20 protein-coding genes and 1 pseudogene are annotated in these 26,112 nt (G+C 73.3%); 15 read left to right on the plus strand and 6 right to left on the minus strand.

The features are described from left to right. Positions 1 to 63: 63 nt before the first annotated feature. Complete coding sequence (locus EIY87_RS30405) at positions 64 to 2,760, plus strand: AAA family ATPase (RefSeq protein WP_125313250.1); 2,697 nt, start codon at positions 64 to 66, stop codon at positions 2,758 to 2,760. A 92-nt stretch (positions 2,761 to 2,852) separates the two neighbouring features. Further along, positions 2,853 to 3,881 (plus strand): alpha/beta fold hydrolase, encoded by a 1,029-nt coding sequence (locus tag EIY87_RS30410; RefSeq protein WP_125313251.1) that lies wholly within the window; start codon positions 2,853 to 2,855, stop codon positions 3,879 to 3,881. 29 nt (positions 3,882 to 3,910) lie between these two features. Here the strand turns inward: EIY87_RS30410 and EIY87_RS30415 are convergent, their stop codons facing one another. The 3 genes from EIY87_RS30415 to EIY87_RS30425 form a co-directional block, all read right to left on the minus strand. After that, on the minus strand, positions 3,911 to 4,681 hold the full coding sequence (locus tag EIY87_RS30415; RefSeq protein ID WP_158641380.1) for an alpha/beta fold hydrolase: 771 nt from the start codon (positions 4,679 to 4,681) through the stop codon (positions 3,911 to 3,913). After that, positions 4,681 to 5,112: an organic hydroperoxide resistance protein gene (locus EIY87_RS30420; RefSeq protein WP_125313252.1), complete on the minus strand. Its 432-nt coding sequence runs from the start codon at positions 5,110 to 5,112 to the stop codon at positions 4,681 to 4,683. Before EIY87_RS30420 ends, EIY87_RS30415 begins: the two co-directional genes overlap by 1 nt. Positions 5,113 to 5,183: 71 nt before the next feature. Continuing rightward, entirely contained in the window at positions 5,184 to 6,776 is a 1,593-nt protein-coding gene (locus tag EIY87_RS30425) for an ABC-F family ATP-binding cassette domain-containing protein (protein ID WP_125313253.1), read from the minus strand. A 166-nt stretch (positions 6,777 to 6,942) separates the two neighbouring features. On the opposite strand from EIY87_RS30425, the gene EIY87_RS30430 reads away from it, so the two are divergent. After that, positions 6,943 to 7,965, plus strand: a complete 1,023-nt coding sequence (locus EIY87_RS30430; RefSeq protein WP_125313254.1) for an NAD-dependent epimerase/dehydratase family protein — start codon at positions 6,943 to 6,945, stop codon at positions 7,963 to 7,965. Positions 7,966 to 8,005: 40 nt separating this feature from the next. On the opposite strand, the pseudogene EIY87_RS30435 reads toward EIY87_RS30430, so the two are convergent. The 3 genes and pseudogenes from EIY87_RS30435 to larB form a co-directional block, all read right to left on the minus strand. Beyond that, positions 8,006 to 8,209, minus strand: a pseudogene (locus tag EIY87_RS30435) (DUF4383 domain-containing protein); the annotation flags it as partial. A gap of 9 nt (positions 8,210 to 8,218) precedes the next feature. Then, a complete protein-coding gene (gene larC / locus EIY87_RS30440) occupies positions 8,219 to 9,415 on the minus strand; it encodes a nickel pincer cofactor biosynthesis protein LarC (RefSeq protein WP_125313255.1) in 1,197 nt (398 codons plus the stop codon). Further along, on the minus strand, positions 9,412 to 10,095 hold the full coding sequence (larB, locus tag EIY87_RS30445) for a nickel pincer cofactor biosynthesis protein LarB (protein WP_225440113.1): 684 nt from the start codon (positions 10,093 to 10,095) through the stop codon (positions 9,412 to 9,414). The genes larC and larB overlap by 4 nt, the downstream gene beginning before the upstream one ends. A gap of 148 nt (positions 10,096 to 10,243) precedes the next feature. Here larB and EIY87_RS30450 point away from each other — a divergent pair, with 148 nt between their 5' ends. The 12 genes from EIY87_RS30450 to EIY87_RS30505 all read left to right on the plus strand — a co-directional run bounded on the left by EIY87_RS30450 (position 10,244) and on the right by EIY87_RS30505 (position 26,108). Beyond that, on the plus strand, positions 10,244 to 11,068 hold the full coding sequence (locus tag EIY87_RS30450; RefSeq protein ID WP_125313256.1) for an adenine nucleotide alpha-hydrolase family protein: 825 nt from the start codon (positions 10,244 to 10,246) through the stop codon (positions 11,066 to 11,068). A gap of 195 nt (positions 11,069 to 11,263) precedes the next feature. Further along, positions 11,264 to 13,108: an AfsR/SARP family transcriptional regulator gene (locus EIY87_RS30455; RefSeq protein WP_125313257.1), complete on the plus strand. Its 1,845-nt coding sequence runs from the start codon at positions 11,264 to 11,266 to the stop codon at positions 13,106 to 13,108. A gap of 173 nt (positions 13,109 to 13,281) precedes the next feature. Further along, on the plus strand, positions 13,282 to 14,946 hold the full coding sequence (locus EIY87_RS30460) for a class I adenylate-forming enzyme family protein (protein ID WP_125313258.1): 1,665 nt from the start codon (positions 13,282 to 13,284) through the stop codon (positions 14,944 to 14,946). Then, a complete protein-coding gene (aroF, locus tag EIY87_RS30465; RefSeq protein WP_225440114.1) occupies positions 14,943 to 16,007 on the plus strand; it encodes a 3-deoxy-7-phosphoheptulonate synthase in 1,065 nt (354 codons plus the stop codon). Before EIY87_RS30460 ends, aroF begins: the two co-directional genes overlap by 4 nt. A 19-nt stretch (positions 16,008 to 16,026) precedes the next feature. After that, positions 16,027 to 17,958 (plus strand): FAD/NAD(P)-binding protein, encoded by a 1,932-nt coding sequence (locus EIY87_RS30470; protein ID WP_125313259.1) that lies wholly within the window; start codon positions 16,027 to 16,029, stop codon positions 17,956 to 17,958. After that, complete coding sequence (gene pcaB, locus EIY87_RS30475) at positions 17,955 to 19,295, plus strand: 3-carboxy-cis,cis-muconate cycloisomerase (RefSeq protein WP_125313260.1); 1,341 nt, start codon at positions 17,955 to 17,957, stop codon at positions 19,293 to 19,295. Before EIY87_RS30470 ends, pcaB begins: the two co-directional genes overlap by 4 nt. Then, entirely contained in the window at positions 19,292 to 20,365 is a 1,074-nt protein-coding gene (locus EIY87_RS30480) for a branched-chain amino acid aminotransferase (protein ID WP_125313261.1), read from the plus strand. The genes pcaB and EIY87_RS30480 overlap by 4 nt, the downstream gene beginning before the upstream one ends. Before the next feature lie 12 nt (positions 20,366 to 20,377). Next, complete coding sequence (locus tag EIY87_RS30485; protein ID WP_125313262.1) at positions 20,378 to 20,974, plus strand: mycothiol-dependent nitroreductase Rv2466c family protein; 597 nt, start codon at positions 20,378 to 20,380, stop codon at positions 20,972 to 20,974. A gap of 10 nt (positions 20,975 to 20,984) precedes the next feature. Continuing rightward, positions 20,985 to 22,232, plus strand: a complete 1,248-nt coding sequence (locus EIY87_RS30490; protein ID WP_125313263.1) for an ATP-grasp domain-containing protein — start codon at positions 20,985 to 20,987, stop codon at positions 22,230 to 22,232. 77 nt (positions 22,233 to 22,309) lie between these two features. After that, complete coding sequence (locus EIY87_RS30495; protein WP_125313264.1) at positions 22,310 to 23,515, plus strand: ATP-grasp domain-containing protein; 1,206 nt, start codon at positions 22,310 to 22,312, stop codon at positions 23,513 to 23,515. Then, positions 23,512 to 24,771: an MFS transporter gene (locus tag EIY87_RS30500; RefSeq protein ID WP_125313265.1), complete on the plus strand. Its 1,260-nt coding sequence runs from the start codon at positions 23,512 to 23,514 to the stop codon at positions 24,769 to 24,771. Before EIY87_RS30495 ends, EIY87_RS30500 begins: the two co-directional genes overlap by 4 nt. 2 nt (positions 24,772 to 24,773) lie before the next feature. Beyond that, positions 24,774 to 26,108 carry a hypothetical protein gene (locus EIY87_RS30505; RefSeq protein WP_125313266.1) on the plus strand — a complete coding sequence of 445 codons (1,335 nt, stop codon included), beginning with the start codon at positions 24,774 to 24,776 and terminating at the stop codon, positions 26,106 to 26,108. Positions 26,109 to 26,112: the final 4 nt, after the last annotated feature.

Here is a 26,112-nt window from a genome sequence, read left to right on the forward strand (position 1 = left end):
CGCTGCCGGTGTACGTCACTCGGCCGTGAACTGCGGAAACGTGCTTTGGGTAAGGTCGTTTCCATGGTGCTGCGTGGCCGGGAAACCGAGCTGAAGGAGCTGGGCGAGCTCGTCGACGGCCCGGAAGACCGCGCGGGCGTGCTCATCCGCGGCGAGGCGGGCATCGGCAAGTCCGCGCTGGTGACCGAGACGGCGGCCGCGGCGTCGGTCGCCGGGCTGCGGGTGCTGCGCACGACCGGCGCCGAGGGCGAGCAGAACCTCGCGTACGCCGGGCTGCACCAGCTGCTCTACCCCGTCCGCGCCGGGGCGGCGGAGCTGCCCGCGCCGCAGCGGGACGCGCTGCGGACGGCGCTGGGGCTGGCGGACGGGAACCAGCCGAGCACCTACCTGGTCGGGCTCGCGGTGTTGACGCTGCTGGCCGAGGAGGCCGCGGCGAAGGCGTTGCTGCTGGTCGCGGAGGACGCGCAGTGGCTGGACCGGGAGAGCGCGGACGTGCTCTCGTTCGTCGCGCGGCGCATCGAAACCGAGCCGATCGTCCTGGTCGCCACGCTCCGGGACGGCGCGGAGTCCCCGCTGCTCGACGCGGGCCTGGCGCCGATGCCGCTGGACCGCCTGCCCGCCGACGCGGCGGCCGAGGTGCTGGATTCGGTGGCCCCGCGGCTGGCTCCGTCGGTCCGGACCCGGCTGCTGGCGGAGGCGGCGGGGCTCCCGCTGGCGTTGACGGAACTGCCCGCGGCGGCCGCCGACCTCGACGGGCTGGACCCCGTGCTGCCGTTGACGGAACGGTTGGAGCGCACGTTCACGGCCCGGGTTTCGGCACTGCCGGCCGCGACGCGGACGGCGTTGCTGGTGGCGGCGCTGAACGAGACGACGTCGCTGGCGGAGACCCTCGCGGCGACCGCGACGCTCCTTGAACTGACCAGCGCCGATCCCGAAATCCTCGCCCCCGCCGTCGAAGCGCGGCTGGTCGAACTCACCTCCGGCGTCCTCACCTTCCGCCACACGCTCATGCGCTCCGCCATCCCCGCCGCCGCCAACGCGCTCGAGCGGCGCCGGGCCCACCTCGCCCTCGTCGACGCGCTCCACGACCAGCCGGACCGCCGTGCTTGGCACCAGGCCGCCGCCACCGCCGGGCCCGATGAAGCCGTTGCCGGAGAACTCGAGCGCACCGCCGAGCGGGCGCGGTACCGGGGTGGGGCCGCTGCCGCCATCGCCGCGCTCGAACAGGCCGCCCGCCTCACCTCCGAACCGGGGACGCGGGCCGATCGGCTGCTCAAGGCGGCCGAGCTGGCCGTCGAGTCCGGGCGGCGGGAGACCGCCGAACGCCTGGTGCGGGACGCCCGGCCCGCCGACCCCCGGCGCCGGGCCACCGCGAGCCGGCTGCTCAGCGAGTTCGAAGACGGCGTCCGCGAGGATCCCGCCCGCGTCGCCGAGCTGGCAGGGGTCGCCCGGTCCGTCGCGGCCGACGGGCAGCACGACGCCGCCATGCGGATCCTCTGGAGCGCCGCCATGCGCTGCTTCTGGACCGAGCCCGGGCCCCAGGCGCGGCAGGCGCTGCTCGACGTCGCCGACCTGCTGCCCGTCCCGGACGACGACCCGCGGATCGTGGCCGTCACCGCGTACGTCGCCCCCTTCGAGCGTGGCGAAGCCGTCCTGAAGCACCTTCGTGCGCTGGCCGCCCGTACCGGCGCCGATCCCGAGGTCGACCGGTACCTCGGCAGTGCCGCGCTCCAGGTCGGTGCCTTCGACCTTGCCGCGCGGTTCTCCGCGGCCGCCGCGCCCGGGCTCCGCGCGCAGGGACGGCTCGGGCTGCTGCCGCGCGCGCTCGCCGTGCTCGCGTGGAGCCGCGCCCGGCTCGGGGACCTGGCCGGTGCCGGGCCGGCCGCGGCGGAGGCGGTCCGGTTCGCGCGGGAGACCGGGCAGCCCTTCATGGGCGGGCTGGCCACCGCCGTCCAGGCCGAGATCGCCGCGCTGCGCGGGGACCACCGGCAGGCCGGGGCGCTGGCCGCCGAGGCCGAACGCGCCGGGCTCGCCGCCGGGGCGCGGCCGGTGCTCGCCACCGTCCAGCTCGCGCGCGGGCTCACGAACCTGAGCGAAGGCCGCTTCGAAGACGCCTTCGCCGACCTGCGGCGCCTGCTCGATCCCGCCGACCCCGCCTACCAGCTGGCGTTGCGCGCGTACTGCGTCGCCGAACTGACCGAAGCCGCCGTCCGGGCCGGGCAGACCGACGCCATGCGGGAGGTCCTGGCCGAGCTGGAGTGCCTCGGAACGCCGTCGCCCGCGCTGCACGCCGGGCTGCGGTACGCGCGTGCCGTGCTCGACCCGTCCGACGACCGGTTCGCCGAGGCGCTGGCCGCCGACCTGGCCGGCTGGCCCGCCGAACGCGGCCGCGTCCACCTGGCGTTCGGCGAGTGGCTGCGGCGGCAGCGGCGGGTCGTCGAATCGCGCACCCACCTGCGCACCGCCCGCGAGACGTTCGACGCGCTCGGCATGACGGCGTGGGCCGAGCGGGCCCGGCGCGAGCTGCGCAGCGCGGGCGAGTCGAGCCCGAACCGCGGGCCGGACGCCCGGGACAAGCTCACCCCGCACGAGCTGAGCATCGCGCAGCTGGCCGCGGAGGGGCTGACGAACCGGGAGATCGGGCAGCGGCTGTACCTTTCGCACCGGACCGTCGGCACGCACCTGCACCGGATCTTCCCCAAGCTCGGCGTGAGCTCCCGCGCCGACCTCGCCGGGATGCTGAAGACCCTCGAAGGGTGACTTACACCCGCTGCGTCACCTGACGGGCGCGAAGTTCACCGGGCACTCCTTAACGTCGTGAAAGTCCCACGGTCTTTCGCACAGGAGTCAAGATGATCAGCAGGAGAAGGTTCGGGCAGGCGTTCGCGGCGGGACTGGCGGCGACCTCCTTGGCGGCCTGCTCGTCCCCGGCCGCCGCCCCCGCCGCGGCCCCGGGCCCCGACCTGCGGGCCGGGTCTGGTGAGCACACTTCGCTCGGCGAGGTGAAGCACGCCGACGCCGGGGTGCTGAGCATGGCGTACCACGAGTCCGGCCCGGCGACCGGGCAGCCGGTGGTGCTGCTGCACGGCTGGCCGTACGACCCGTACAGCTACGTCGACGTCGCGCCGATCCTGGCCGCCGCCGGCTACCGGGTGATCATCCCGTTCCTGCGCGGGTACGGCCCGACGGTGTTCAAGTCCGCCGCGACGGTCCGCAACGGCCAGCAGACGGCCGTGGCGCTCGACGTCATCGCGCTGCTGGACGCGCTCAAGATCGACAAGGCCGTCTTCGGCGGCTACGACTGGGGCGGCCGGACCGTCGACATCATCGCCGCGCTGTGGCCGGAACGCTGCAAGTCGATCGTCGCGGTGAGCGGGTACATCGTCACCAACCTGGCGGCGAACCAGAAACCCCTGGCGCCGCAGGCGGAACTCGGCTGGTGGTACCAGTACTACTTCGCGACCGAGCGCGGCCGGGCGGGCTACGCGGCGAACCGCCACGACTTCAACAAGCTGATCTGGAAGACGGCGTCCCCAGCCTGGCACTTCGACGACGCGACGTACGACCGCAGCGCGGCGGCGTTCGACAACCCGGACCACGTCGCCATCGTCATCCACAACTACCGCTGGCGCCTGAGCCTCGCTCCGGGCGAGCCGCAGTACGAGGCGTACGAACAGAAACTGGCCGCGGGAGCGACCATCGGCGTCCCGTCGATCACGATCGGCAGCGACTTCGACGGCGCGGCCAAGGACGGCAAGGCGTACCGCGCGAAGTTCACCGGCAAGTACGAACACCGCGTCTTCGACGGCATCGGGCACAACGTGCCGCAGGAAGCGCCGCGGCCGTTCGCCCAGGCGATCCTGGACGCCGACCGGATGTGAGAAAGGGGCCCGGAAGACCGGGCCCCTTTTCAGCGGGTCGCGCGGTGGATGACGTCGACGACGGCGTCGGGAGCCGCCGACGCGATCGCGTGCGGGGAGTCCACCTCGGTGATCGACGCGTGCGCGCGCCGGGCTTCGAAGCGTTCCGCCGCCGGGGGAATCGCGTTGTCGCGCGTCGCCACCAGTGCGTACTTCCGGATGCCCGCGGGCGCCGTGGCGAGGATCTTTTCGTCGAACGCCGCCGCCAGGATCGGGCGCTGGCCCGCCGCGGCGACCGCGGTGTCCAGGGCCGGGAGTCCCGCGGCGAACAGCGAGGGGTAGCTCGCCGCGTTCACGAACAGCTCCGGGCCGACCGCGTGCGTCGTCGACGGGCCGATCAGCGAACCCGGGAACTGGGCGTTCAGCTGCCCCGCCGTCTCACCCGCCTCCGGGATGAACGCCGCCGCGTAGACCAGAGCCTTCACCTCACGCGTCGAGCCCGCCAGCTCGCTGATCAGCAAGCCGCCGTACGAGTGCCCGACGAGGATCTTGGGCCCGGGCACCGCGTCCAGAACCCCTTGCAGCGACGCCACATCCGCCGCGACGCCGCGCAGCGGGACCGCCGGCACGAGCACCGGGTAGTGCTCGGCCAGCAGCCGCCGGGTCACCGGGGCCCACGCCGACGCGTCCTCGAACGCGCCGTGCACCAGCACGACCGTCGGTTTCGGGTGCGACGTCACGGCGGCGCCGGGGGTGGCGGCGGTGAGCACGCCCGCCCCGACGACCGCCGCGACGCCCAGGGCACCGAGCGCGCGCTTCATCACGCCACCGTCGCGTCGAGGGTGACCTCGATGTTGCCGCGCGTCGCCTTCGAGTACGGGCACACCTGGTGCGCGCCGTTGACGAGCTCGTCGGCCGTGGCCTGGTCGATGCCGGTCGCCTCCAGGTGCAGCACGGCGCTGAGCCGGAACTCGCCGGCGTCCGTGTCGTGGTGGAGGGTGACCTCCGCGACCACGGCGAGGTCGTTCAGCGGCACCTTCTTCGCGCCCGCGACCCGGCGCACCGCGCCGACGAAGCAGGACGCCCAGCCCGCCGCGAACAGCTGCTCCGGGTTGGTGCCGTCGCCCGCGCCGCCGAACGCCTTCGGGACGGCGAGGGTGACGTCGAGCGCGCCGTCGTCGGAGGTCGCGCGGCCGCCGTTGCGGCCCTCCGCGGTGGAGGTGGCGACGGCGGTGTAGGTCACTTCGGACATGGTGTTCCTTTCAGCGGGTGACGCCACCACGCTAGGAATCCGGCCGCCGCCGCGGCGACCGTCGCCCGACGTCACCCGTGTAAGTCACCGTTTTCCAGCCGCAGCCACCGATCGGCGCCGATCGCGGCCAGGAACCGTTCGTCGTGGCTGACGACGACGAACGCGCCCCGGAACGCGGTCAGCGCGCTCTCCAGCTGCCCGGTGCTGAGCAGGTCGAGGTTGTTCGTCGGCTCGTCGAGCAGCAGCAGCTGCGGCGCCGGTTCGGCGAACAGGACGCAGGCCAGCGTGGCGCGCAGCCGTTCCCCGCCGGAGAGCACGCCGACCGGCAGGTGCACGCGGGAGCCGCGGAACAGGAAGCGCGCCAGCAGGTTCATCCGCTGCGCCGTCGGCAACGCGGGTGCGGCCGCGGCCAGGTTCTCGGCCACGGAACGGTCGTCGTCCAGGAGGTCGAGCCGCTGCGAGAGGAACGCGATCCGGCCGTCGGCGCGGGTCACCGAACCGCCGTCGGGCTCGAGGTCGCCGCGCAGGATCCGCAGCAGCGTGGACTTCCCGGCGCCGTTCGGGCCGGTGAGCGCGATCCGCTCGGGGCCGCGGATCGCCAGGTCGACGCCGTCGCCGAAGAGGTCGCGTACCCGCAGGCCCTCGCCCACGAACAGCGTCCGGCCCGCCGGGACCACCGTCTGCGGCAGCTCCAGGCTGAGCTTCTGCTCGGTGCGCAGTTCGCGCTCGGCCTGGTCGAGCTTGGCCTTCGCGGCGCCGACGCGCGCCGCGTGCGTGCCGTCCGCCTTGGCCGCGGACTCCTGGGCGTTGCGCTTCATGGTGCCGGCGAAGATCTTGGGCAGCCCGGCGTTGCCGAGGTTGCGCGACGCCGTGCTCGCCCGGCGCGCGGCCCGTTCCCGCGCCTGCTGCATCTCCCGCTTCTCGCGCTTGACTTCCTGTTCGGCACTGCGGATGTTCTTCTCCGCGACCTCGCGCGCGGCTCGGACGGCGGCTTCGTACGCCGTGAAGTTCCCGCCGTAGAACCGGATTTCGCCGCGGTCGAGCTCGGCGATCCGGTCCACCCGGTCGAGCAGCGCGCGGTCGTGGCTGACCACGAGCAGGCAGCCGGACCAGTCGTCGAGCACGCTGTACAGCTTGTGCCGCGCGGCCAGGTCGAGGTTGTTCGTGGGTTCGTCGAGCAGCAGCACGTCGGGGCGCTTCAGCAGCTGCGCGGCCAGGCCGAGCGAGACGATCTGTCCGCCGGACAGCGTGCTCAGCGACCGGTCGAGTGCGACGTCGAGGCCGAGCCGGTCGAGCTGGGCGCGGGTGCGTTCCTCGACGTCCCAGTCGGTGCCGATGGTGGTGAAGTGCTCCTCGGCGGCGTCCCCGGCCTCGACGGCGGCGATGGCGCGCAGGACCGGTGCGACGCCGAGGACTTCGGCGACGGAGGGCTCGCCGGACAGGGGCAGGTCCTGCGGCAGGTAGCCGAGGACGCCGTCGGCGGTGGCACTGCCCGCCGTCGGCCGCAGCACCCCGGCGACCAGCTTGAGCAGCGTCGTCTTACCGGACCCGTTCGGCGCGACGAGCCCGGTGCGGCCGGCGGGGATGGTGGCGGAGAGGTGGTCGAAGACGGGGGTGTCGTCCGGCCAGGAGAAGGACAGGCCGGACAGGACGATTTCGGACACGCTGGAGACCTTTGCGGTGTGTGGCGGGAAAAATGGTCGACGAAAGCGGCCCGCGCCGGCACTGCCGGGGGCCTGCTGCTCCGGAGCTATCCGGAGATGTCGAGGTCACCTGCCACACCCCGAACATAGCAGGGTTGATCGCCCGGGCGCCGGGTAACCGCCCCGGATGCGCATCGTGGTCACCGGGGCGACCGGCAACATCGGGACCGGCGTGGTCGGCGCCTTGAGCGCCGACCCGCAGGTCGACAGCGTCGTCGGGCTGGCGCGACGGCCCGCCGACGGGATCGTCGTGGCCGACGTCGAGCGCGCCGACCTCGCGCCGCTCTTCCACGGCGCCGACGCGGTCGTGCACCTGGCGTGGCTGTTCCAGCCGGCCCGCCGGCCGGAACGCACCTGGCGCGCGAACGTCCTCGGCTCGATGCGGGTGTTCGAGGCGGTGGCCGCCGCCGGCGTGCCCAAGCTCGTCCACACGTCTTCGATCGGGGCGTACTCGCCGCGTGCGGACGACGAGCCGGTCACCGAGGACTGGCCGACGCACGGCTGGCCGGGAGCGGCCTACCCGCGGGAAAAGTCCTATTTGGAGCGTTACCTCGACGCGTTCGAGGCCCGCCACCCGGCCGTCGACGTCGTCCGGATGCGGCCGGGCTTCGTGTTCCAGCGCCGCGCGGCCACCGAGCAGCGGCGGTTGTTCGGTGGTCCGTTCGTGCCGGGTTCCCTGGTGCGGCCGGGGCTGCTCCCGGTGGTGCCGGACGTCCGCGGGCTCCGCTTCCAGGTGGTGCACACGGCCGACCTGGGCGACGCCGTCCGCCGCGCGGTGACGCGGCCGGTGCGCGGGCCGTTCAACATCGCGACCGGGCCGGTGGTGGATCCGCGGTTCGTGGCTTCGCTGCTGGGCGCCCGCACGATCCCGGTCCCCGCGCGCGTGGCCCGCGCGGCGGTGGACGCGGCCTGGCGCCTGCACGCGGTCCCGGCGACCCCGGGCCTGTTCGACGCGGTGCTGCGGCTCCCGGTCATGGACACCGGCCGCGCGGAGTCCGAATTGGACTGGCGGCCGCGGCACGACGCGGAGGCCACGCTGAAGGAGTTCTTCGCCGGCCTGCGCGAAGGCGCGGGCGGGGACACGGCGCCGCTGGCCCCGGACCGCCACCGGCTGCGCGAGATCGCCACGGGGGTGGGCCGGAAGCCGTGAGCCGGTCCCCGGACGGAGCCCGGCTGAGGTCCGCGTTGTCCACGGGCAGGAAGTCGGCCGGGCTGTCGTGGTCCATCGCCAGGCCGAACACCCACAGCAGCACGTAGACCCCGCCGCCGAACATCTGGAACGCCCGGGAAGCGGCGTTGGCGCGCGCGGCCAGCACCCCCACCACCAGGAACGCGACCCCGAACAGCAGCGCGGCCGTCCGGGCGGTACTGCGTCGAACTCGCACGTCCGCCATGCGGTCCGGCTACCCCGCGGTGGCCTCGGCAACCGGCGCCAGTGCGCGCACCTCCTCCAGCACCCGCCGCAGCGGTTGCCCGGTCGCCTCCGCCGCGGCCCGGACCTCCTCGTACTCCGGCTGCGCCGTGACCACCACCCCGTCGAGGTAGCCGCGCTTCACGCTCACCGGCGTGCCCCGGTAGTCGACCGTGACGCTGTCGCGCGGCAGGGAACGCCGCTCGACCGGGGACAGGCGCAGGCCCAGGGTCGACGTGTGCGCGAAGATCGCCGCGCAGACGCCGTCGACGCGGTCGTCGGGCGCCAGCGTCGTGAGCACCACGCCGGGCCGGCCCTTCGGGGCGGTCACCGGGGTGCACCACGCGTCCGCCGCGCCCGCGCCGCGCAGGGCCGCCAGCACTTCGGGCCAGAGGCGGGGATCGAGGTCGTCGACGGTCGTCTCGACGACGGTCATCGTCGAGCGCACCCACGACGGCGCCGGCGCCGACTCTTCGCCCACGACCACGCGGACGATGTTCGCGTGCCCGGGCGGGTCGGCCGTGCCCGCGCCGACGCCGACCTGCCGCGGGACGCACGCCGGCATCGGGCCGTACGCGTCGGCCAGCGTCACGAGCAGGGCGGCGCCGGTCGGGGTGCACAGCTCGCGGGCGGCCGGGTGGGCCGCGACGGGAACGCCGGTGAGCAGCGCGAGCACCGCCGGCGGGGGCACCGTCAGCCTGCCGTGCGCCGCGGTCACCGTGCCGCCGCCCACCGCGATCGGCGACACCGTGACGGTCGCTCCCAGCAGCCCCAGCATTTCCAGGCCGAGCGCGCAGCCGACGATGTCGACGATCGCGTCCAGCGCGCCGACCTCGTGGAAGTGCACGCGCGCCGGCTCGATGCCGTGCACGGCGGCCTCCGCTTCGGCCAGCCTGCCGAACACCTTGGTGGCAAAGCCTTCCGCGGCGGCGGGCAGCCCGGCGGCGGCGATCAGCTCGAGGATTTCCGGCAGGTGCCGGGCATGTCGCGTCTCCGGCGCGTCGACGACCACCCGCCGCGCGCGCAACCCGTGCCGCCGCACCACTTCCGTGCGCAGCGCGACGTCGCCGACCGGCAGCCGCGACAGGCCGGCGAGGATCCCGTCGAAGTCCGCGCCCGCGTCGACCAGCGCGGCCAGCAGCATGTCGCCGGCGCACCCGTTGCCGGCGTCGATCCACGCGACCGTCATGACCGCACCGACTGCCGGGCCACGCGCGCGGCGGCCACGCCCGCGCCGAAGCCGTTGTCGATGTTGACCGTCACCACGCCGGGGGCGCAGCTGTTGACCATGGTGAGGAACGCGGTCAGCCCGTCGAGATGCCAGCCGTAGCCGACGCTCGTCGGCAGGGCGATCAACGGCGCCCCGCACAGTCCACCGAGGACGGTCGGCAGCGCGGCCTCCATCCCGGCGATCGCGATCACGGCGTCGGCGGCGGCGATCCGGTCGCGTTCGGCCAGCAGCCGGTGCAGCCCGGCCACCCCGACATCGACGACGAGGTCCGGTTCCGCGCCGAAGACCGCCACCGTCGTCGCGCACTCCCGCGCGACCGGCAGGTCGGAGGTGCCCGCGCAGACGACCGCGACCCGGCCGCGCGGTGCGGGCAGCGGGCCGAGCGTCACCGTGCGCCCGACGTCGTCGATGTCCGCGCCCGGCAAGGTTTCCCGACACCGGGCCCGCGCTTCCTCGCCGACGCGGGTGGCGAGCACGGCGCGGGTGGGATGGGCTTGACACAACCGCGCGAGCGCCGCGCTGATCTGTTCGGGCGTCTTCCCCGCGCCGAACACCACTTCCGGATCCCCCGTTCGGACGGCCCGGTCCAGGTCCAGCCGGGCAAAGCCGAGATCCGCGATTGCCTCTGTCGATTCCACGTTCGACACGTTAGTGTTCTTCCGCTCCCTGTGTAAACTGCGCCGAGGGGAGTTCGCGGCGCGAACCAATGCCTTGATCGGGGGAACAGGTGCGCCTTTCTTTTGGACAATTGATCACCGGGTCGGCGCGACCAGGGGAAATGCGGCGATGACCGCCGGAATCGAAGATCGGCTGCTGCGCGGGGTGCGGGAGCTGGGGAGTGTGGTGGTGGCTTTTTCCGGCGGGGTCGACTCGGCGCTGGTGCTGGCCGCGGCCGTGCGGGCACTGCCGGGGGAGCGCGTGCTGGCGGCGATCGCCGACTCGCCGAGCCTGGCGCGGGCCGAGCTCGCGGCCGCGCGGGAGTTCGCGGCGGGGATCGGCGCGGAGCTGGCCGAGGTCCCGGTCGCCGAACTGGCGTCGCCGGGCTACCGGGCCAACGCCGGCGACCGCTGCTACTTCTGCAAGCAGACCGTGCTGGGCGCGATCGGCGCGCTCGCTTCCCGGCGGGGGTTCGCGCACGTGGCCACCGGGACGCACGCGGACGACCACCGAGCGTTGCACCGGCCCGGCCTGCGGGCCGCGCGAGAGCTGCATGTCGCCGAGCCGCTGGCCGACGCCGGCCTGGGGAAACACGACGTTCGCGCGCTCGCGGCCGCCTGGTCACTGTCCGTGTCCGACAAGCCGTCGACTCCGTGTCTCGCGTCACGTATCCAGGTCGGCGTGCCGGTCTCTTTACGGAGGTTGGGACTGGTGGAACGCGCCGAGATCGCCGTGGGCGCGCGGTTGGCCGAGGCGGGCATCCGCCCCCGCGACCTGCGCGTCCGGCTCCTCGGCCGGGGATTCCGGGTGGAGGTGGATACCCCTTCGCACGAGGCCGTCGAAGCGCGGCCCGGGCTCGCCGCGGCCGTGGTCGCGGAACTGGCCGGGCTGGGCTTGGCCGGTACCGGGGAGCTTTCGGTCTACCGCGCGCCGGCGCTCGCACCGCCGGGCTGACCGCGCTTTTCCGGCGTGCGGTGAATTGTGCCGCCGCCGATCGGGTCCGGGAAAAACTTTCGACCGCGCGGACCGGCGACAGGTGATTCACCTTCGTCGCGGAGCGCGGTCGCCCAAAACACCGTGCTGCTTTTTCCGTTTTGCCGCGCGCATTTTTTCGCTATGTTCCGGTGAGACGGCGGGGGAGGATCGAAAGTGTACTTCAAGTTGCTCGGCACCTTGCGGGTCCAGCACGACGGGGAGCGGGTGGACCTCGGCGGGCTGCGCCAGCAGCGGCTCCTGGTGATGCTGCTGCTCAACGCCGGCAAGGTGGTCAGCGCCGACCGGTTGCTCGAGGCGATGTGGGACGGCGAACCGCCGGTGACCGCGCGAAGACAGCTGCACAACGCCGTCGCCGCGCTGAGACGCAGCCTCGGCGCGGCCAAGCACATCGTCGTCAAGGACGGTCCCGGCTACCGTGTCACCGTGGACGCCCAGGACGTCGACGCCCACCGCTTCACCGGGATGGTCGCCGCGGCTTCCGCGGCCGCCGCCGTCGGGCGCACCGCGGCGGCCGCGGAACACCTGGAGGCGGCGCTCGCCCTGTGGGACGGGCCCGCGCTTTCCGGGCTGAACAGCCCGGTCTTCGAGATCGTCGCGGCGCGGTTCGAGGAGAACCGGCTGACCGCGACCGAACGGCTCATCGGGCTGCGGCTGGACGGCGGCGAAGCGGCCGCCGTGGTGCCGCAGCTGGGTGAGCTCGTCTCGCGGCACCCGCTGCGGGAGGAGACCCGCAAGCTGCTGATGCTCGCGCTGCACCGGTGCGGCCGCACGGCCGACGCGCTCAACGCGTACGAGCAGGGCAGGCGGCTGCTGCGCGACGAGCTGGGCGTCGACCCGGGGGCGAGCCTGCGCGAGCTGTACGAGCGGATCCTGCGGGACGACCTGCCGGAGCCGCCCGCCGAGCCGGCCGAGGCCGCGCCGGCCCCGAGCCGATCCTTCCTGCCGTACGACACCGCGCACTTCACCGGCCGCGCCGAGGAGCTGCGGTTCCTGGCCGCCAGCCGATCGGCCGGGACCGCGCTGAGCATCCTCGCCATCGACGGCATGGCGGGCGTCGGCAAGACGACGCTGGCCGTGCGGCTCGCCCACCAGCTGGCGCAGGGGTTCCCCGACGGGCACCTGTTCCTCGACCTGCAGGGGCACACCGCGGGGCAGGAACCCCTCGAACCCGCCGCGGCGCTGGAACGGCTGCTGCTGGACTTCGGCCTCCCGCCGGAGCAGATCCCGCGCGAAGCCGACCAGCGAGCCGCGCGCTGGCGGGCCGTGGTCGCCGAGCGGCGCGTGCTCGTCGTGCTGGACAACGCGCTCGACGCCCAGCAGGTCCGCCCGCTGCTGCCGGGCACGGGCAAGGCGCAGGTGATCCTCACCAGCCGGCGCCGCCTCGCGGGCCTCGACGGGGTGACGTCCCGCTCGCTCGACGTCTTCCCGGCGGCGGACGCGGCGGCGTTGTTCACGCGCATCGCGGGCCCGGAGCGCACCGCGCACCGGCCGGACGCGGTCGCCGAAGTGGTGGCCCGGTGCGGGAACCTGCCGCTGGCGGTCGGGATCGCCGCGTGGCGCTTCCACAACCGCCAGGCGTGGTCGCTCGACGACCTGGTGTTCCGCCTGCGCGACCCGGCGAAGCGGCTCACCGAGCTGAGGCTGGGCGACCGCAGCGTGGCTTCGCAGTTCGAAGTGTCGTACCGGAAGCTGACGGCCGGGCAGCGCCGGCTGTTCCGGATCCTCGGCGCGACCGCGCACCCGGGCGAAGAGTTCGACGCGGGGACGGCGGCCCTGCTGGTCAACCAGCAGGCGGCGGAGGCCGAGCGGGCACTGGAGGAGCTCTTCGACGCGCACCTGCTCCGCCAGCGGACCGCGGGGCAGTACCACTTCCACGAGCTGGTCCAGGAGCACGCGCGGGCGAAGGCGGAGGAGCCGGATCTCGACGACGCGCTGCTCAAGACGTTCGGGCGGACGACGTTGCCCGCGGTGACCGAACTGGAGTGCAGCTTCGGCTGAACCGGCGCGCGAACCGGCTTCCCGTGCGGGAGCCGGTTTTTTCGTGCCCGGAACGGGTTTCCGGGCCGATGCACGGCCGATGCGCCGGGAAGGCCGGGCCGATGGCGGGATCCGGCAAGCTCGTCTTCGGGTCCGGACCGCGGATCCTTGGGCCTGCACCGGAAAGTGATGCCATGGAGTTCACGCACCAGACCGTACTGAGCCCCGAGCTGCGGGCGCGGGTTCTCGACGACCCGGCCATCGGGGGCGGGAACCTGCTGCCCGCCATGCTGGCGCTCAACCCCCGCCCGGACGAGCCGTTCATTCATTCGCTGACGCCGATCCCGTACACCGACGGGGAAACGCGGCACTGGTTCAGCCTGCGCGACCTGGACCACCTCGTGCAGAGCTGGTCGGTGTGGTACCTCGAGCGCGGGGTGCGGCCGCACGACCGGGTCGCGGTCTTCCCGCCGGACTCCATCCAGTACTTCATCCACCTCTCGGCGCTGGCGCAGATCGGCGCGATCGCCATGCTGATCAACAGCAACGCGCCCCGGGAAAGCGCCGCCGCGCTGATCGAACGCAGCGGCGCCACCGCCCTCTACACCGACGAAACGCGGCTCGGCCGCCTCACCCCGGACCTCGACCGGCTGGACCTGAGCTGGGTCCACACCGACCAAAGTGGACCGCCGTCCGCCGTCCTGCCGGACGCGAACCGGTTCCGGCACCACCCGGACGACCCGGTCGGCCTGATGCACTCCTCGGGCACCACCGGGCTGCCGAAGCCGGTCATCCACACGCACAAGACCCTTTTGGACGGTCCGAAGTGGCGTGCGGTCAACTACCAGGAAGAGCCGGACGCCGTCATCCTGAACGCGCTTCCGCAGTCCCACCAGGGCTGCGTCTCGTTCAACGCCTACGCCGTGCTGGGCGGGCAGCCGATGGTGGTCTGGCGGGACGTCTCCGGCGCCGAGCTGGCGCGCGCCGTCCAGGAGCACCAGCCGACCATGGTGATGGCCTTCGGGCACGCCTACCCGGAGCTCTCCGCGATCGAGACGCCGAAGGGCGCGCTGGACTCGGTGAACATCTGGGTGTCCATGGCGGACGCCATCCACGAGCGGCACCTCAAGGACATCCTGGGCCGCCGGTCGCCGGAGCTGCCGCCGGCCGCGTTCCTCGACCGGCTCGGCACCACGGAACTCGGCTGGGGCGTGCTCATGAAGCCGCGCACCCTCGCGACCGAGCGCGACGACCGCTGCGTCGGCAAGTCCGTCGGGTACGCCGAAGTCGCCGTCGTCCGGGAGAACGGCACGCTCGCCGAGCCCGGCGAAATCGGCTTCCTCGGCGCGAAACCGCCGTCGATGACCGTCGGGTACTGGGGCAACCAGGACACGTACTACCGCAGCAAGCTGGCCGGCTACTGGCTCACCGGCGACGTCGCCTACCGCGACGAGGACGGCAACTTCTACCAGGTCGACCGCGCCGTCGACGTGGTGCACACGACGAGCGGGCCGGGCTACTCCGTGCAGATGGAGGAGCTGATCCTCAACGAGGTCGGCGGCGTCGACGACTGCACGGTCGTGGCCGGGGGCTTCGGGGACGAGAAGGTCGCCGTCGCCGTCGTGACCGGGGAGGGCGTCGACCCGGAGAAGGTGCTGTTCGCCGCCAACGAAACCCTGCGCGCGCACGGGAAACCCGAGCTGTCCGTGGTCGAGGTGGCCACCGCCGACGGGGACTTCCCGCTCGGCGTCACGGGCAAGTCGCTGAAGCGCTTCCTGCGCGACAAGTACAAGGACCTCGCCGTCTACGTCCGTGACCGCCGGGGCAAGAACCTCGCGACGAGCGACGCGCTCGCGTGACCAGCCGAGAAGAGACGATCGCCGTGACCGACCAAGACCTGCTGCTCGTGTTCGACGAGACCGTGACCCGCGCCGGGGTCGACGGCTGGCTGCGCTACCTCGAATCCGCGGGGGCGCCGACGCAGATGTACCGGCTCGGCGGCAGCCACGTGCTCCCGGTGTCCGGAGTGGACAACCCCGAGCTGCTCGCCGCGGCGGCGGACCTGCCGCTGCCGAGCCGGCACGTGCCGCGCGGCGGGGAAGCGTGGCTGGGCCGCCGGGAGCTGCGGCCCGCCGGGACCGAGGTGCGCATCGGGCCGGCCACGATCGGCGACGGCTCGGTCGCGGTCATCGCCGGGCCGTGCGCGGTCGAGACACCGGAGCAGATGCTGGCGACGGCGGCGGTCGTCGCCGAGCACGGCGCGGTCGCCCTGCGGGGCGGGGTCTTCAAGCCGCGCACGTCGCCGCATTCGTTCCAGGGTCTCGGGTTCACCGGGCTCGAGCTGCTCGTCGAGGCCCGGAAGCGGACCGGGCTGCCGTTCGTCACCGAGGTCGTCGACCCCGAGCACGTCAAGCGGCTGGCCGAGGTCGTCGACGGGTTCCAGATCGGGGCCCGGAACATGCAGAACTTCGCGCTGCTGAGCGCGGTGGGCCAGAGCGGGCTGCCGGTGGTGCTCAAGCGCGGGTTCGGGTGCACGGTCGAGGAAACCCTGGCCGCGGGCGAGTACCTGCTGCTGGAGGGCAACGACCAGGTCGTGCTGTGCGAGCGCGGCATCCGGACGTTCGAGCCGTCGGCGCGGTTCACGCTCGACCTGACGGCGGTGGCGCTGTGGAAGCAGCGGACGCACCTGCCGGTGATCGTCGACCCGAGCCATTCGGGCGGCCGGCCGGAGCTGGTGGAGCCGCTGTCGCTGGCCGCGGTCGCGGCGGGCGCGGACGCGCTGCTGATCGACGTCCACGTCCAGCCGGAGCAGGCGCTCTGCGACGGCAACCAGGCCATCCGGCCGGCGCGGTTCGCCGGGCTGATGACCCGGCTGGCCGCCACCGCGGCCGGCCTCGGCCGCACCTTGCAGCGGTATTGACCTGAGGAGTGGGAAGAACGTGTTCGGGGAGACGTCGGAGATCGCCGTGGTCGGGCTCGGCCCGCGCGGGCTGTCGGTGGCGGAGCGGTTGGGCGCCAACGCCGGAGCGCTCGTGCCACCGGGACGACGGCTCGTCGTCCACCTCGTCGACCCGCGCGTGGCCGACGGCGGCCAGGTGTGGCGGAGCACGCAGGACCGCCTGCTGCTGATGAACACCGTCGCCGCCCAGGTGACCATGTTCGTCGACGAGACTGTCGACTGCGAAGGCCCGGTGGTGCGCGGCCCGAGCCTCTACGAGTGGGCGCGGTCGATCGCGCTGCTCGGCAGCCCGGACGTGCCGGACGCCGTCCGCGCCGAGGCCGCCGCGCTGGGGCCGGACGACTACCCGTCACGGGCGTTCTACGGCAGCTACCTGCGGTGGACGCGGCGGCGGATCACCCGGCTCGCGCCGCCGTCGCTCGAGTTCGTGACGCACCCGGCGCGCGCGGTCGACGTCCGCGACACCGGCGGCGGGCGGCAGGAAGTCGTGCTGGACGACGGCACGAGCATCGGCGGCCTGGCCGCCGTCGTCCTCTCGCTGGGGCACCTGCCGCACGAGCCCGGCCCGGCCGAGGCGGACCTGGGCCGGTACGCCGAGCGGCACGGCCTGCGGTACTTCGCGCCGGACAACCCGGCCGACGTCGCGCTGGCCGACGTCCCCGCGGGCGAGCCGGTGCTGCTGCGCGGGATGGGCCTGAACTTCTTCGACCACCTGGCCCTGCTCACGCTCGGCCGCGGCGGCGAGTTCACCCGGTCCCCGGACGGCACGCTCGCCTACGTGCCGTCCGGCCGGGAGCCGAAGCTGATCGCCGGCTCGCGGCGCGGGGTGCCGTACCAGGCCCGCGCCCGCAACGAAAAGGGCGCGTCCGGCCGGCACGAGCCGCAGTACCTCACGCCCGAGGTGATCGCGCGGCTGCGCGCCCTGGGCGGTGCCGACTTCCGCCGGGACGTCTGGCCGCTGATCGACCAGGAGGTCCGGACGGTCTTCTACGCGGCCGTGGTGCGCGCGCGGGGCTGCGCCTGCGACGTCGAGGAGTTCACCGAGACGTTCGCGGCCGCCGGGTTCGCCGAGTTCACCGGAAACCCCCTGGCGGTGCGGGAAACCGAGGCGCAGCGGATCGTGCTGGCCAAGTTCGGCGTCGAGGAGACCTGGGACTGGCGCCGGGTCGCCACGCCGTACCCCGCCGCCGCGCTCGCTTCGACGGAGGCGTTCCGCGGGTGGCTGCGGTCCTATGTGGACGAGGAGCTGGCGGAGGCCCGCCGCGGCAACGTGAGCGGGCCGCTCAAGGCGGCCACGGACGTCCTGCGCGACCTGCGCAACGAGATCCGGCTGGTCGTCGACCACCGCGGTCTGTCCGGTGCGTCCTACCGGGACGACCTGCGGCGCTGGTACATGCCGCTCAACGCGTACCTGTCGATCGGTCCGCCCGCCGAACGCGTCGAGCAGTTCGCCGCGCTGCTGGACGCGGGTGTGCTCGAAGTGCTGGGCCCGGACCTGCGGGTCGAAGGCGACGGCGGCCGGTTCACCGCGTGGTCGGCGGCCTGCCCCGACGTCACCGTGCGGGCCGGCACCCTGATCGAGGCCCGCCTGCCGGAGACCGACCTGCGGCGCACGACCGACCCGCTGCTGCGGGCGCTGCTCGCGCGCGGCGAGTGCCGCCCGTACCGCATCGGCGAGTACGTCACCGGCGGCCTGGCCGTCAGCCGGCGGCCGTACCACCTGCTCGACGCCGCCGACCGGCCGCACCCGCGGCGGTTCGCGTTCGGCGTGCCGACCGAAGCCGTGCACTGGGTGACCGCCGCGGGCATCCGGCCCGGCGTCAACTCCGTGATCCTCGGCGACGCCGACGCGATCGCGCGCTCGTGCCTGCGGCTCGCCGCGGAACGGGACGACCTGGGGAGGACCGCGTGACCGAGCTGCTCGCCGCGGCGTGGGCGGGGACGGGCGCGGGCGCGCTCGTCGACGACCACGCGCTGCTGACCGCGATGCTCGCCACCGAGGTCGCGCTCGCCGAGGCGCAGGCCGAACTGGGCGTGATCCCCGAAGAAGCGGCGAAGGCCATCCGGGCCGCGGCCGTGCCGGAGCGCCTCGACGTGGCCGCGGTGGCCGACGGCGTGCGCGAGACGGCGAACCCGGTGGTGGCGTTCGTCGCCCAGCTCACGGCGGCGGTCGACGAGAGCGCCGCGGAGTACGTGCACCGCGGCAGCACCAGCCAGGACATCCTCGACACGGCGCTGGTGCTGTTGTGCGCGGCCGCGTTCGACCGCGTCGAAGCCGACCTCCTGGCCACCGCGGAAAGCCTGGCCGGGCTGGTCGAGGCGCACCGGGACACGCCGATGGCCGGGCGCACCCTGACCCAGCACGCCGTCCCGGTCACCTTCGGGCTCAAGGCGGCGACCTGGCTGCACGGCGTGCTCGACGCGGTCGAGCGGGTGCGCCGGACCCGCGCCGCCCTGCCGGTCTCACTGGGCGGCGCGGCCGGCACCCTGGCCGCCTACCACGAGTACGCCGAGGCCGCACTTTCACGTGAAAGTGCGGGCTCGGCGCTGCCCGATCGGGTGGCCGCGAAGCTCGGGCTCGCGCCGCAAGTGGCGCCGTGGCACGGGATCCGCACGCCGATCGCCGACGTCGCTTCGGCGCTGCTCGTCACCACCGGTGCCCTCGGCAAGATCGCCAACGACGTCCTCGTGCTGTCCCGCACCGAAATCGGCGAGGTCACCGAAGAGCGGGCGCCGGGGCGGGGCGCGTCCTCGGCCATGCCGCAGAAGCACAACCCCGTGTTCGCGACGCTGGTGGCGACCGCGGCCCGGCAGCTGCCGCCGCTCGCCGTCGTGCTGTTCCAGTCGATGACCGCCGAAGACGAGCGGTCCGCCGGCGGCTGGCACGCCGAGTGGCAGCCGCTGCGGGAGTGCCTGCGCACCGCGGCGGGGGCCGCCGCCAACGCGGCCCGGCTCACCGCGTCGCTGCGCGTCTCGCCCGAAGCGATGGCCGCGAACCTGCGGCTGACCAGGGGCGCGATCGTCTCCGAGCGCGTCAACGCCGTGCTGGCGCCGGTGCTGGGCAAAGGCGCGGCCAAGCGGCTGCTCGCCGCGGCGGCCGCCGAAGCCGAGCGGACCGGCGCCGACCTGGTCGACGTGCTCGACGTCGACGTTCCCCCCGACCTGCTGGACCCGGCGGGCTACCTCGGGCTGTCCGGCCCGCTGGCCGACCGGGCGCTGGCCCGTTTCGAACGTGAGAGGCACCGATGACGACCCTGGAGTTCACCCCCGAGCGGATCGACCCGATGCCGGCCGAGCAGCGGGAGGCCCTGCTGCGGATGCCCGGGTTCGGCTCGCTCTACTCCGACCACATGGTGACCGCGCGGTGGGACGCCGAGCACGGCTGGCACGACGCCCGCACCGGCCCGCTCGCCGCGTTCTCGCTGCACCCGGCCACCATGGCGTTCCACTACGGACAGACGATCTTCGAAGGCCTGAAAGCGTTCTGGCGAGCCGACGGCCGGCACGCGCTCTTCCGCCCCGGCGACCACGCCCGCCGGTTCGCGCGCTCGGCCCGGCGGATGGCCATGCCCGAACTGTCCGAAGTGGACTTCCTGGCCGCCGTCACGGCGCTCGTGCGCGTGGACCGCGACTGGGTGCCTCGAACCCGCGGGCACAGCTTCTACCTGCGGCCGTTCATGATCGCCGCGGAGACGCACCTGTCGAACCGGCCGGCCGAGGAGTACCTCTTCGCCGTCATCGGCAGTCCCGCCCGGCCCGCCGCCGAACCGGCGCCGATCCGGCTGTGGGCCTCGCCCGACTACGTCCGCGCGGTCGACGGCGGCACCGGCACGGTCAAGTGCGGCGGCAACTACGGCGGGTCCTACCTGGCCCAGCGGGAAGCCGCCGAGCACGGCTGCGACCAGGTCGTCTGGCTCGACGCGCGCGAACGCCGGTACGTCGAAGAGGTCGGCGGCTCGAACCTGTTCTTCGTCGAGGCGGGCCGGCTGGTCACGCCGCCGTTGAGCGGCACGCTGCTGGCCGGCGTCACCCGCGACTCGATCCTGGCGCTGGCCCCGCGGCTCGGCCTGGAGGTCGTGGAGGAGCCGGTCACGATCGACGACTGGGAGCGCGGCTGCCGGTCCGGGCGCATCACCGAGACGTTCGCCTGCGGCACCGCCCGCGCCGTCGCGCCGGTCGGGTCCGCCGCCACCCCGGGTCGCGAGTGGACGGTCGGCGACGGCACGACCGGCCCGGTCACCCGCCGCGTGCTGGGCGCGCTGCTGGACGTCCAGCACGGCCAGGCACCCGACGAGTTCCGCTGGCTCCACGCCGTCTGAGAAGGGAAATCCGTGAAGGTCGACTTCTACTTCGACCCCGCCTGCCCGTTCGCCTGGATCACCTCGCGGTGGATCCTCGAGGTGGAGCAGCGGCGGGACATCACCTTGAGCTTCCGCGTGATGAGCCTCGCGGTGCTCAACGAGGACCGCGAGCTCGAGCCGTGGTACCGCGAGTTCTGCGACCGCGCGTGGGGCCCGGTGCGGGTCTGCGTGGCCGCGGCCCAGCACCACGGTGAAGAGGTGCTGCGGGACCTCTACACCGCGCTTGGCACCCGGATCCACCACGGACGGAACAAGGACTACCCGGACGTCGTCGCGCAGGCGCTGGCCGAGGTCGGGCTCCCGGCGTCGCTCGCGGACGCGGCGTCGAGCGGTGACTACGACGAGGCCCTCCGCAAGAGCCACGCCGAGGCGCTGGCCCCGGTCGGCGCGGACCTCGGCACCCCGGCGATCCACCTCGACGGCGTGGGCTTCTTCGGCCCGGTCCTGAACGCGATCCCGCGGGGCGAGGAGGCGGTGAGCCTGTTCGACGGGGCGGTGGCGCTCGCGCGCAACCCGCACTTCTTCGAGCTGAAGCGGGCACGCACGCCCGGCCTGGACTACGAGTGAGGGAACGGTCATGAAACGCATCGGGATCGTCGAGTCGAACCGCTCCGGGTCCGGGTTCGACACCCTGCGCGCGGCCCGCGCGCTGGGGCTGCACGTCACGTTCTTCAGCAGCGGGCTGGACCGCTACCACGCGACCCCGGGCGGTACCGAGGTCCTCGACGGCTGCGTCGACGAGATCGTGCTGTGCCCGACCCACGAGCTGGAGCCGCTGCTCGAAGCGGTCAAGGCGGTCGACGCGTCCGCGCCGCTCGACGCGCTGCTGTCGGTGGCCGAGTACGAGGTGGTCCAGACCGCGGAGGCGGCCCGCCAGCTCGGCCTCCCCGGCCCGGACCCGGCGGCGATCCGGATGGCCCGCAACAAGGCGTTGCAACGACGCCGGTGGGCCGCGGCCGGGGTGCCGATCCCCGCGTTCCGCGTCGTGACGACGGCCGCGGACGCGGTGGCGGCGGCTTCGGCGATCGGCTTCCCGTGCGTGGTGAAGGCGGTGGACGAGACCAGCGGCACCCACGTCGTCCGGTGCGCGAGCCCGGCCGAGGTGCGCTCGACGTTCGAGGCCATTCGCGCGGAGCCGGCCAACCGCCGCGGCCAGCCCCGGGCGGCGGAAGTGCTGGTCGAGGAGTGCCTGGTCGGTTTCGAGGTGAGCGTGGAGATCCTGGCGTCGGCCGGCGGCGTCCGCGTGCTCGGGGTGACCGACAAGATCCTCGGCGGCGGCAACCGCTTCGTCGAGCTGGGCCACAGCTTCCCGACGGCGCTCCCGGCCGACGTGCGCTCGTCGCTGGAGGCGGCCGCGGTGGCGGCGACCACCGCCGTGGGCTTCGACCTGGGGATCGCCCACGTCGAGCTCAAGTACACCGCCGACGGCCCGAAGCTGATCGAGATCAACCCGCGGCCGGCGGGCGACCGGATCACCGAGCTGATGGACCGGAGCTTGGGGCTCTCGACGATGGAACTGCTGATCCGCCAGTACCTCGGCGAGCCGGTCCCGGCCGCGCCGGTGCCGGCCGGCGGCGCCGCGATCCGGTACCTGACCGCGGCCCCGGGGGTGGTGGCGAGCGTGAGCGGGGTGGAGATCGCGGCCGCGGTGCCCGGGGTGCTCGAAGCGGTGGTCGCGGTCGCTCCCGGCGGGCACGTCGACGCGTTGCGGGTCAACGAAGACCGGGTCGGGCACGTGCTGGCGACCGCGCCGGACCCGTACCTGGCGGGCCGGATCGCCGAGGCGGCGGCGCAGCAGATCGTGGTCACCACCCGCCCGTCGTGACCGATGCTCGTTCGATGTCCCGCCGATGGCCGCGGCGGCCAAGCTGGACCCACCGAACCCCGGACAGGAGAACCGACATGCCGAACCTGGTCATGGTGATGCCGTACCAGGCGTACCTCCGGAAGGCGCAGGACGAGGGCTTCCGGATCACCGCGATCTGGGACCCGGCCGAAGCCGGGCGGCTGTTCGGCGCCCAGGCCCCCGAGTACCTCCGCGAGGTCGAGGCCCAGGCCGACGGCTTCCACCTCACCGACTTCACCGATTCCGCGGCCTACGCGCAGACGATCCGCGACGCGGCGGCCGACGCCGACTTCGTCTGGCACGTGGGCAGCGAGGAGAGCATGCAGCTCGCCTACGAGGTCGCCGATGAACTCGGCAAGGCCGTCAACTCGCCCCGCTCGGTCGCCCTGCTCAACGACAAGCTCGCGATGCGCACCCTCCTGCGGGACAAGGGGATCTCGGCGGTCCGGTTCGCCACGGCGGACCACTGGACCGAAATCCCCGCGCTGCTCGACGACTTCACGCTGCCCGTGGTGGTGAAGCCGACCCGGCTGTCCGCCAGCCGCGGGGTCTTCCTGCTCACCGACCCGGCCGAGCTGCCCCGGTGGCACCGCGAACTCGACGGCTACGAAGGACCGCTGCTGGTCGAGGAGTACTTGCGGGGCACCGAGTTCAGCGTCGAGACGATGACCGTCCGCGGGGAGCACCACGTCATCGGCGTGACGCGGAAGCTGCTCGGCCCGCTGCCGCACTTCGTCGAGCGGGGGCACGTCCACGGCGAACCCGAGACCCCCGAAACCCGGCAGGTCGCCGCGCTCGCCGTGGAACTGCTCGACGCCGCCGGGTACCACTGCGGCCCCGCGCACACCGAGGTCATCCTGACCGACGACGGGCCGCGGATCGTCGAGTCGCAGGCCCGGCTCGGCGGGGACAAGATCCCGAACCTGATCGAGCACGCCCGGGACTTCGACGTCAAGCGCGCGATGTTCGCCGCCCTCGCCGGCCGGACCTCGCTGCCGGGGCCGACCCGGAAGGTGGGCCACATCGCGTACTTCGGCTTCCCGCCGGGAGAACTGCGGAAGGTGTCCGGTGTGGACGAAGCGAGAGCACTGGACTTCGTGGACACCCTCAGTTTCCCGTTCGAGCCCGGTGACGTGCTCCCCGAGACGGTGAGCTCCAAGACCCGGCACGGCTTCGTCATCCTCACCGGCTCCGAAGACACCGCGCAAGCCCACGCCCGCGCCGCCCGCGTCCGGGACCTGATCGAGGTGGAGGTCCGATGAGGAACTTCTTCGCACTGCACCGCAACGTCCGGCTCCGGATCGGGCTGGCGTTCGTCCACAAGCTGATCGACGCGATGATCCTCACGTTCATCGCCATCTACCTCGCCGCGCACGTCGGTGTCGCCGTCGCCGGCGCGCTGATCCTCGTGTTCGCCGCCTTCGCCGTGGTCGGCATGCTGGCGGGCGGGCACCTGTCCGAACGCTGGGGACGCCGGCCGGTGCTCGTGGCCGGCGACCTCGTGGGCACGGCCTTCCTCGCGCTGATGGCGGTCGCCTACTACGCCGGCTGGGGCGCGCTCGCCGTTTACTTCAGCTACGCGATCGTGAAGTTCGGGACGAACCTCGCGCTGCCCGCCAACGACGCGACGATCATCGACGTCACTCCGCCCGGGCAACGCAAGTTCGTCTACACGGTCAACTACTGGGTCATCAACATCGCGCTCGGCACCGGCGCCCTGCTCGGGGCTTTCCTGTACAGCGAGCACTTCGGCGCCGTGATCCTCGGCGGTGCCATCGGGATGGCGTTCGCGCTCACCATCACGGTCACGCTCGTGGCCGAGACCAAACCGGACACCCCGCGCCCGCCGGCGAAGCTGACCGGGCTCGCGCAGTTCGCCGAGGGCTACCGCGTGGTGCTCGCCGACTCGACGTTCCGGCGGCTGATCATCGCCGCCACCCTGATCCTCACCCTCGAAGGCCAGCTGAGCACGGCGATCGGGATCCGGCTTGCCACGGACTTCCCGACGCAGGAGGTGGTCCCGTTCGGGGCCGTCACCGGGGTGCAGATGCTCGGCGTGCTCAAGGCCGTGAACACCGTCCTGGTCGTCGTCTTCGCGCTGGTCGTCAACACGCTGCTGCGCCGGATGCCCGACCGGGCCCGGCTCTACGCGGGCATCGCGCTGTACGCGGGCGGGTTCGCGGTACTCGCGGTCACCGACGACGCCTGGCTGCTGCTGGCCGCCGTCGTCGTGCTGACCGTCGGCGAGCTGATGAACCTGCCGGTGCAGCAGGCGCTGCTCGCGGAGCTGGCGCCGGAGGAGGGCCGGCCGCGCTACCTGGCCGCGTACTACCTGCACATCCGGTTCGGCCAGGTCGTCAACTCGGTGCTGGTCAGCCTGAGCGCGGTGCTCGCCACGCAGGGGATGGCCGCGATCTACCTGCTCTTCGGCCTCGTGGTCATCCTGCAGTACCGGGTGATCCTGGCCCGCCGCGCGACGCCCGCGGCCGTCCCCGTCCCCGAAACCCTGGGAAGGTAACCATGTCGGCACGGTCCGATCGGATCACCGAGGCCTACCTCGCCGGGTGCGAGGCGCCGGACGGCCCGCTCCGCCACGCGCGGGCGAGCCTGGAGCTCTCGGAAACGAAACGCCTGTCCTGGCCGCGTTTGCTGCCCCGGCCGATCTTCGTCGACGAAGCCGAGTACCGGGCGTTCGGCCGGGACCTGGTCACGATCTACGAGCTCGTCACCGGTTTGCCGCAACGGATGTACGGCGGCGACTTCGACCGGTTCCGCACCGCGCTGGGCATCGACGACCGGCACGCGGCGCTGATGTGCCGCCTGCTCGGCGAAGGACCGCCGCCGCTGTACGGCCGCGCGGACGTCTACTTCGACGGCTCGGCGTTCAAGCTGCTCGAATACAACATCGGCAGCGCGCTCGGCGGCCTGGACATGGTGGGCACGCTGCCCAAGGCGTACCTGAAGGTGCCGTCGGTCGCGGAGTTCGCCGCCGAGCACGGCCTCGGCTTCCTCGACATGGGTTCGGACCTCGCCGAGGCGTTGCGGGGCGCGGGAAAGACGATCGGGGCGGGCGAGCCGGTGGTCGCGATCCTCGAAGGACCCGGCGGGATGGCGCGCTACGGCCACCAGCGCCGCGCGATCGCGGAACTCCTGGCGGAGAACGAGATCGACTGCCTCGTGGGGGAGATCGGCGACCTGAAGTTCCGCCACGGCAAGCCGCACCTCCACGGCACCGGCGTCGACGTGGTCCTGCGGTACTACGGGCTCGAGGAAATGCTCGAACAGCCCGACTGCGACGAGCTGCTGGAGCCGGTCTTCCGCGCCCACGAAGCCGGTCAGGTCGTGGTGTGGACGCCGACGAACGTGTTCAGCAACAAGGGAACCCTGGCCATGTTGTCGGAGTTCGCGGAACTGTTCACAGTGGACGAACGCGCGGTGATCGAGCGCGTGCTGCCGTGGTGCCGGATGCTCGGGCGCCCCGGCGCCGGCCCGGACACCCGGCGCATCGAGGACTGCGTGGCGCGGAAGGACCAGCTGGTGTTCAAGCCGGCCGGGCTGTACGGCGGCCAAGGGGTCGTCATCGGCCAGGAGGTCGACGCGGCGACGTGGCGGGAAACCCTTGAAGCGGGCTCGCGCGCCGGGTCGCTCGTCCAGGAGATCGTGCCGCCGAACGTCGAAACCGTGATCGACCCCGAGACCGGCGAGCGCAGCGAGTGGTACGCCCTCTGGGCCGCCTTCATGACGCCGTCCGGCTTGTCCGGCGGCGGGATCCGCGCCATCCCGCCCGGCGGGACGACGGTGATCACGATGATCAACAACGCGAACGTCCGCAACACCTGCCTCTTCACCTGCTGAGCAA

Source organism: Amycolatopsis eburnea (genome assembly GCF_003937945.1).
Lineage (GTDB): Bacteria > Actinomycetota > Actinomycetes > Mycobacteriales > Pseudonocardiaceae > Amycolatopsis > Amycolatopsis eburnea.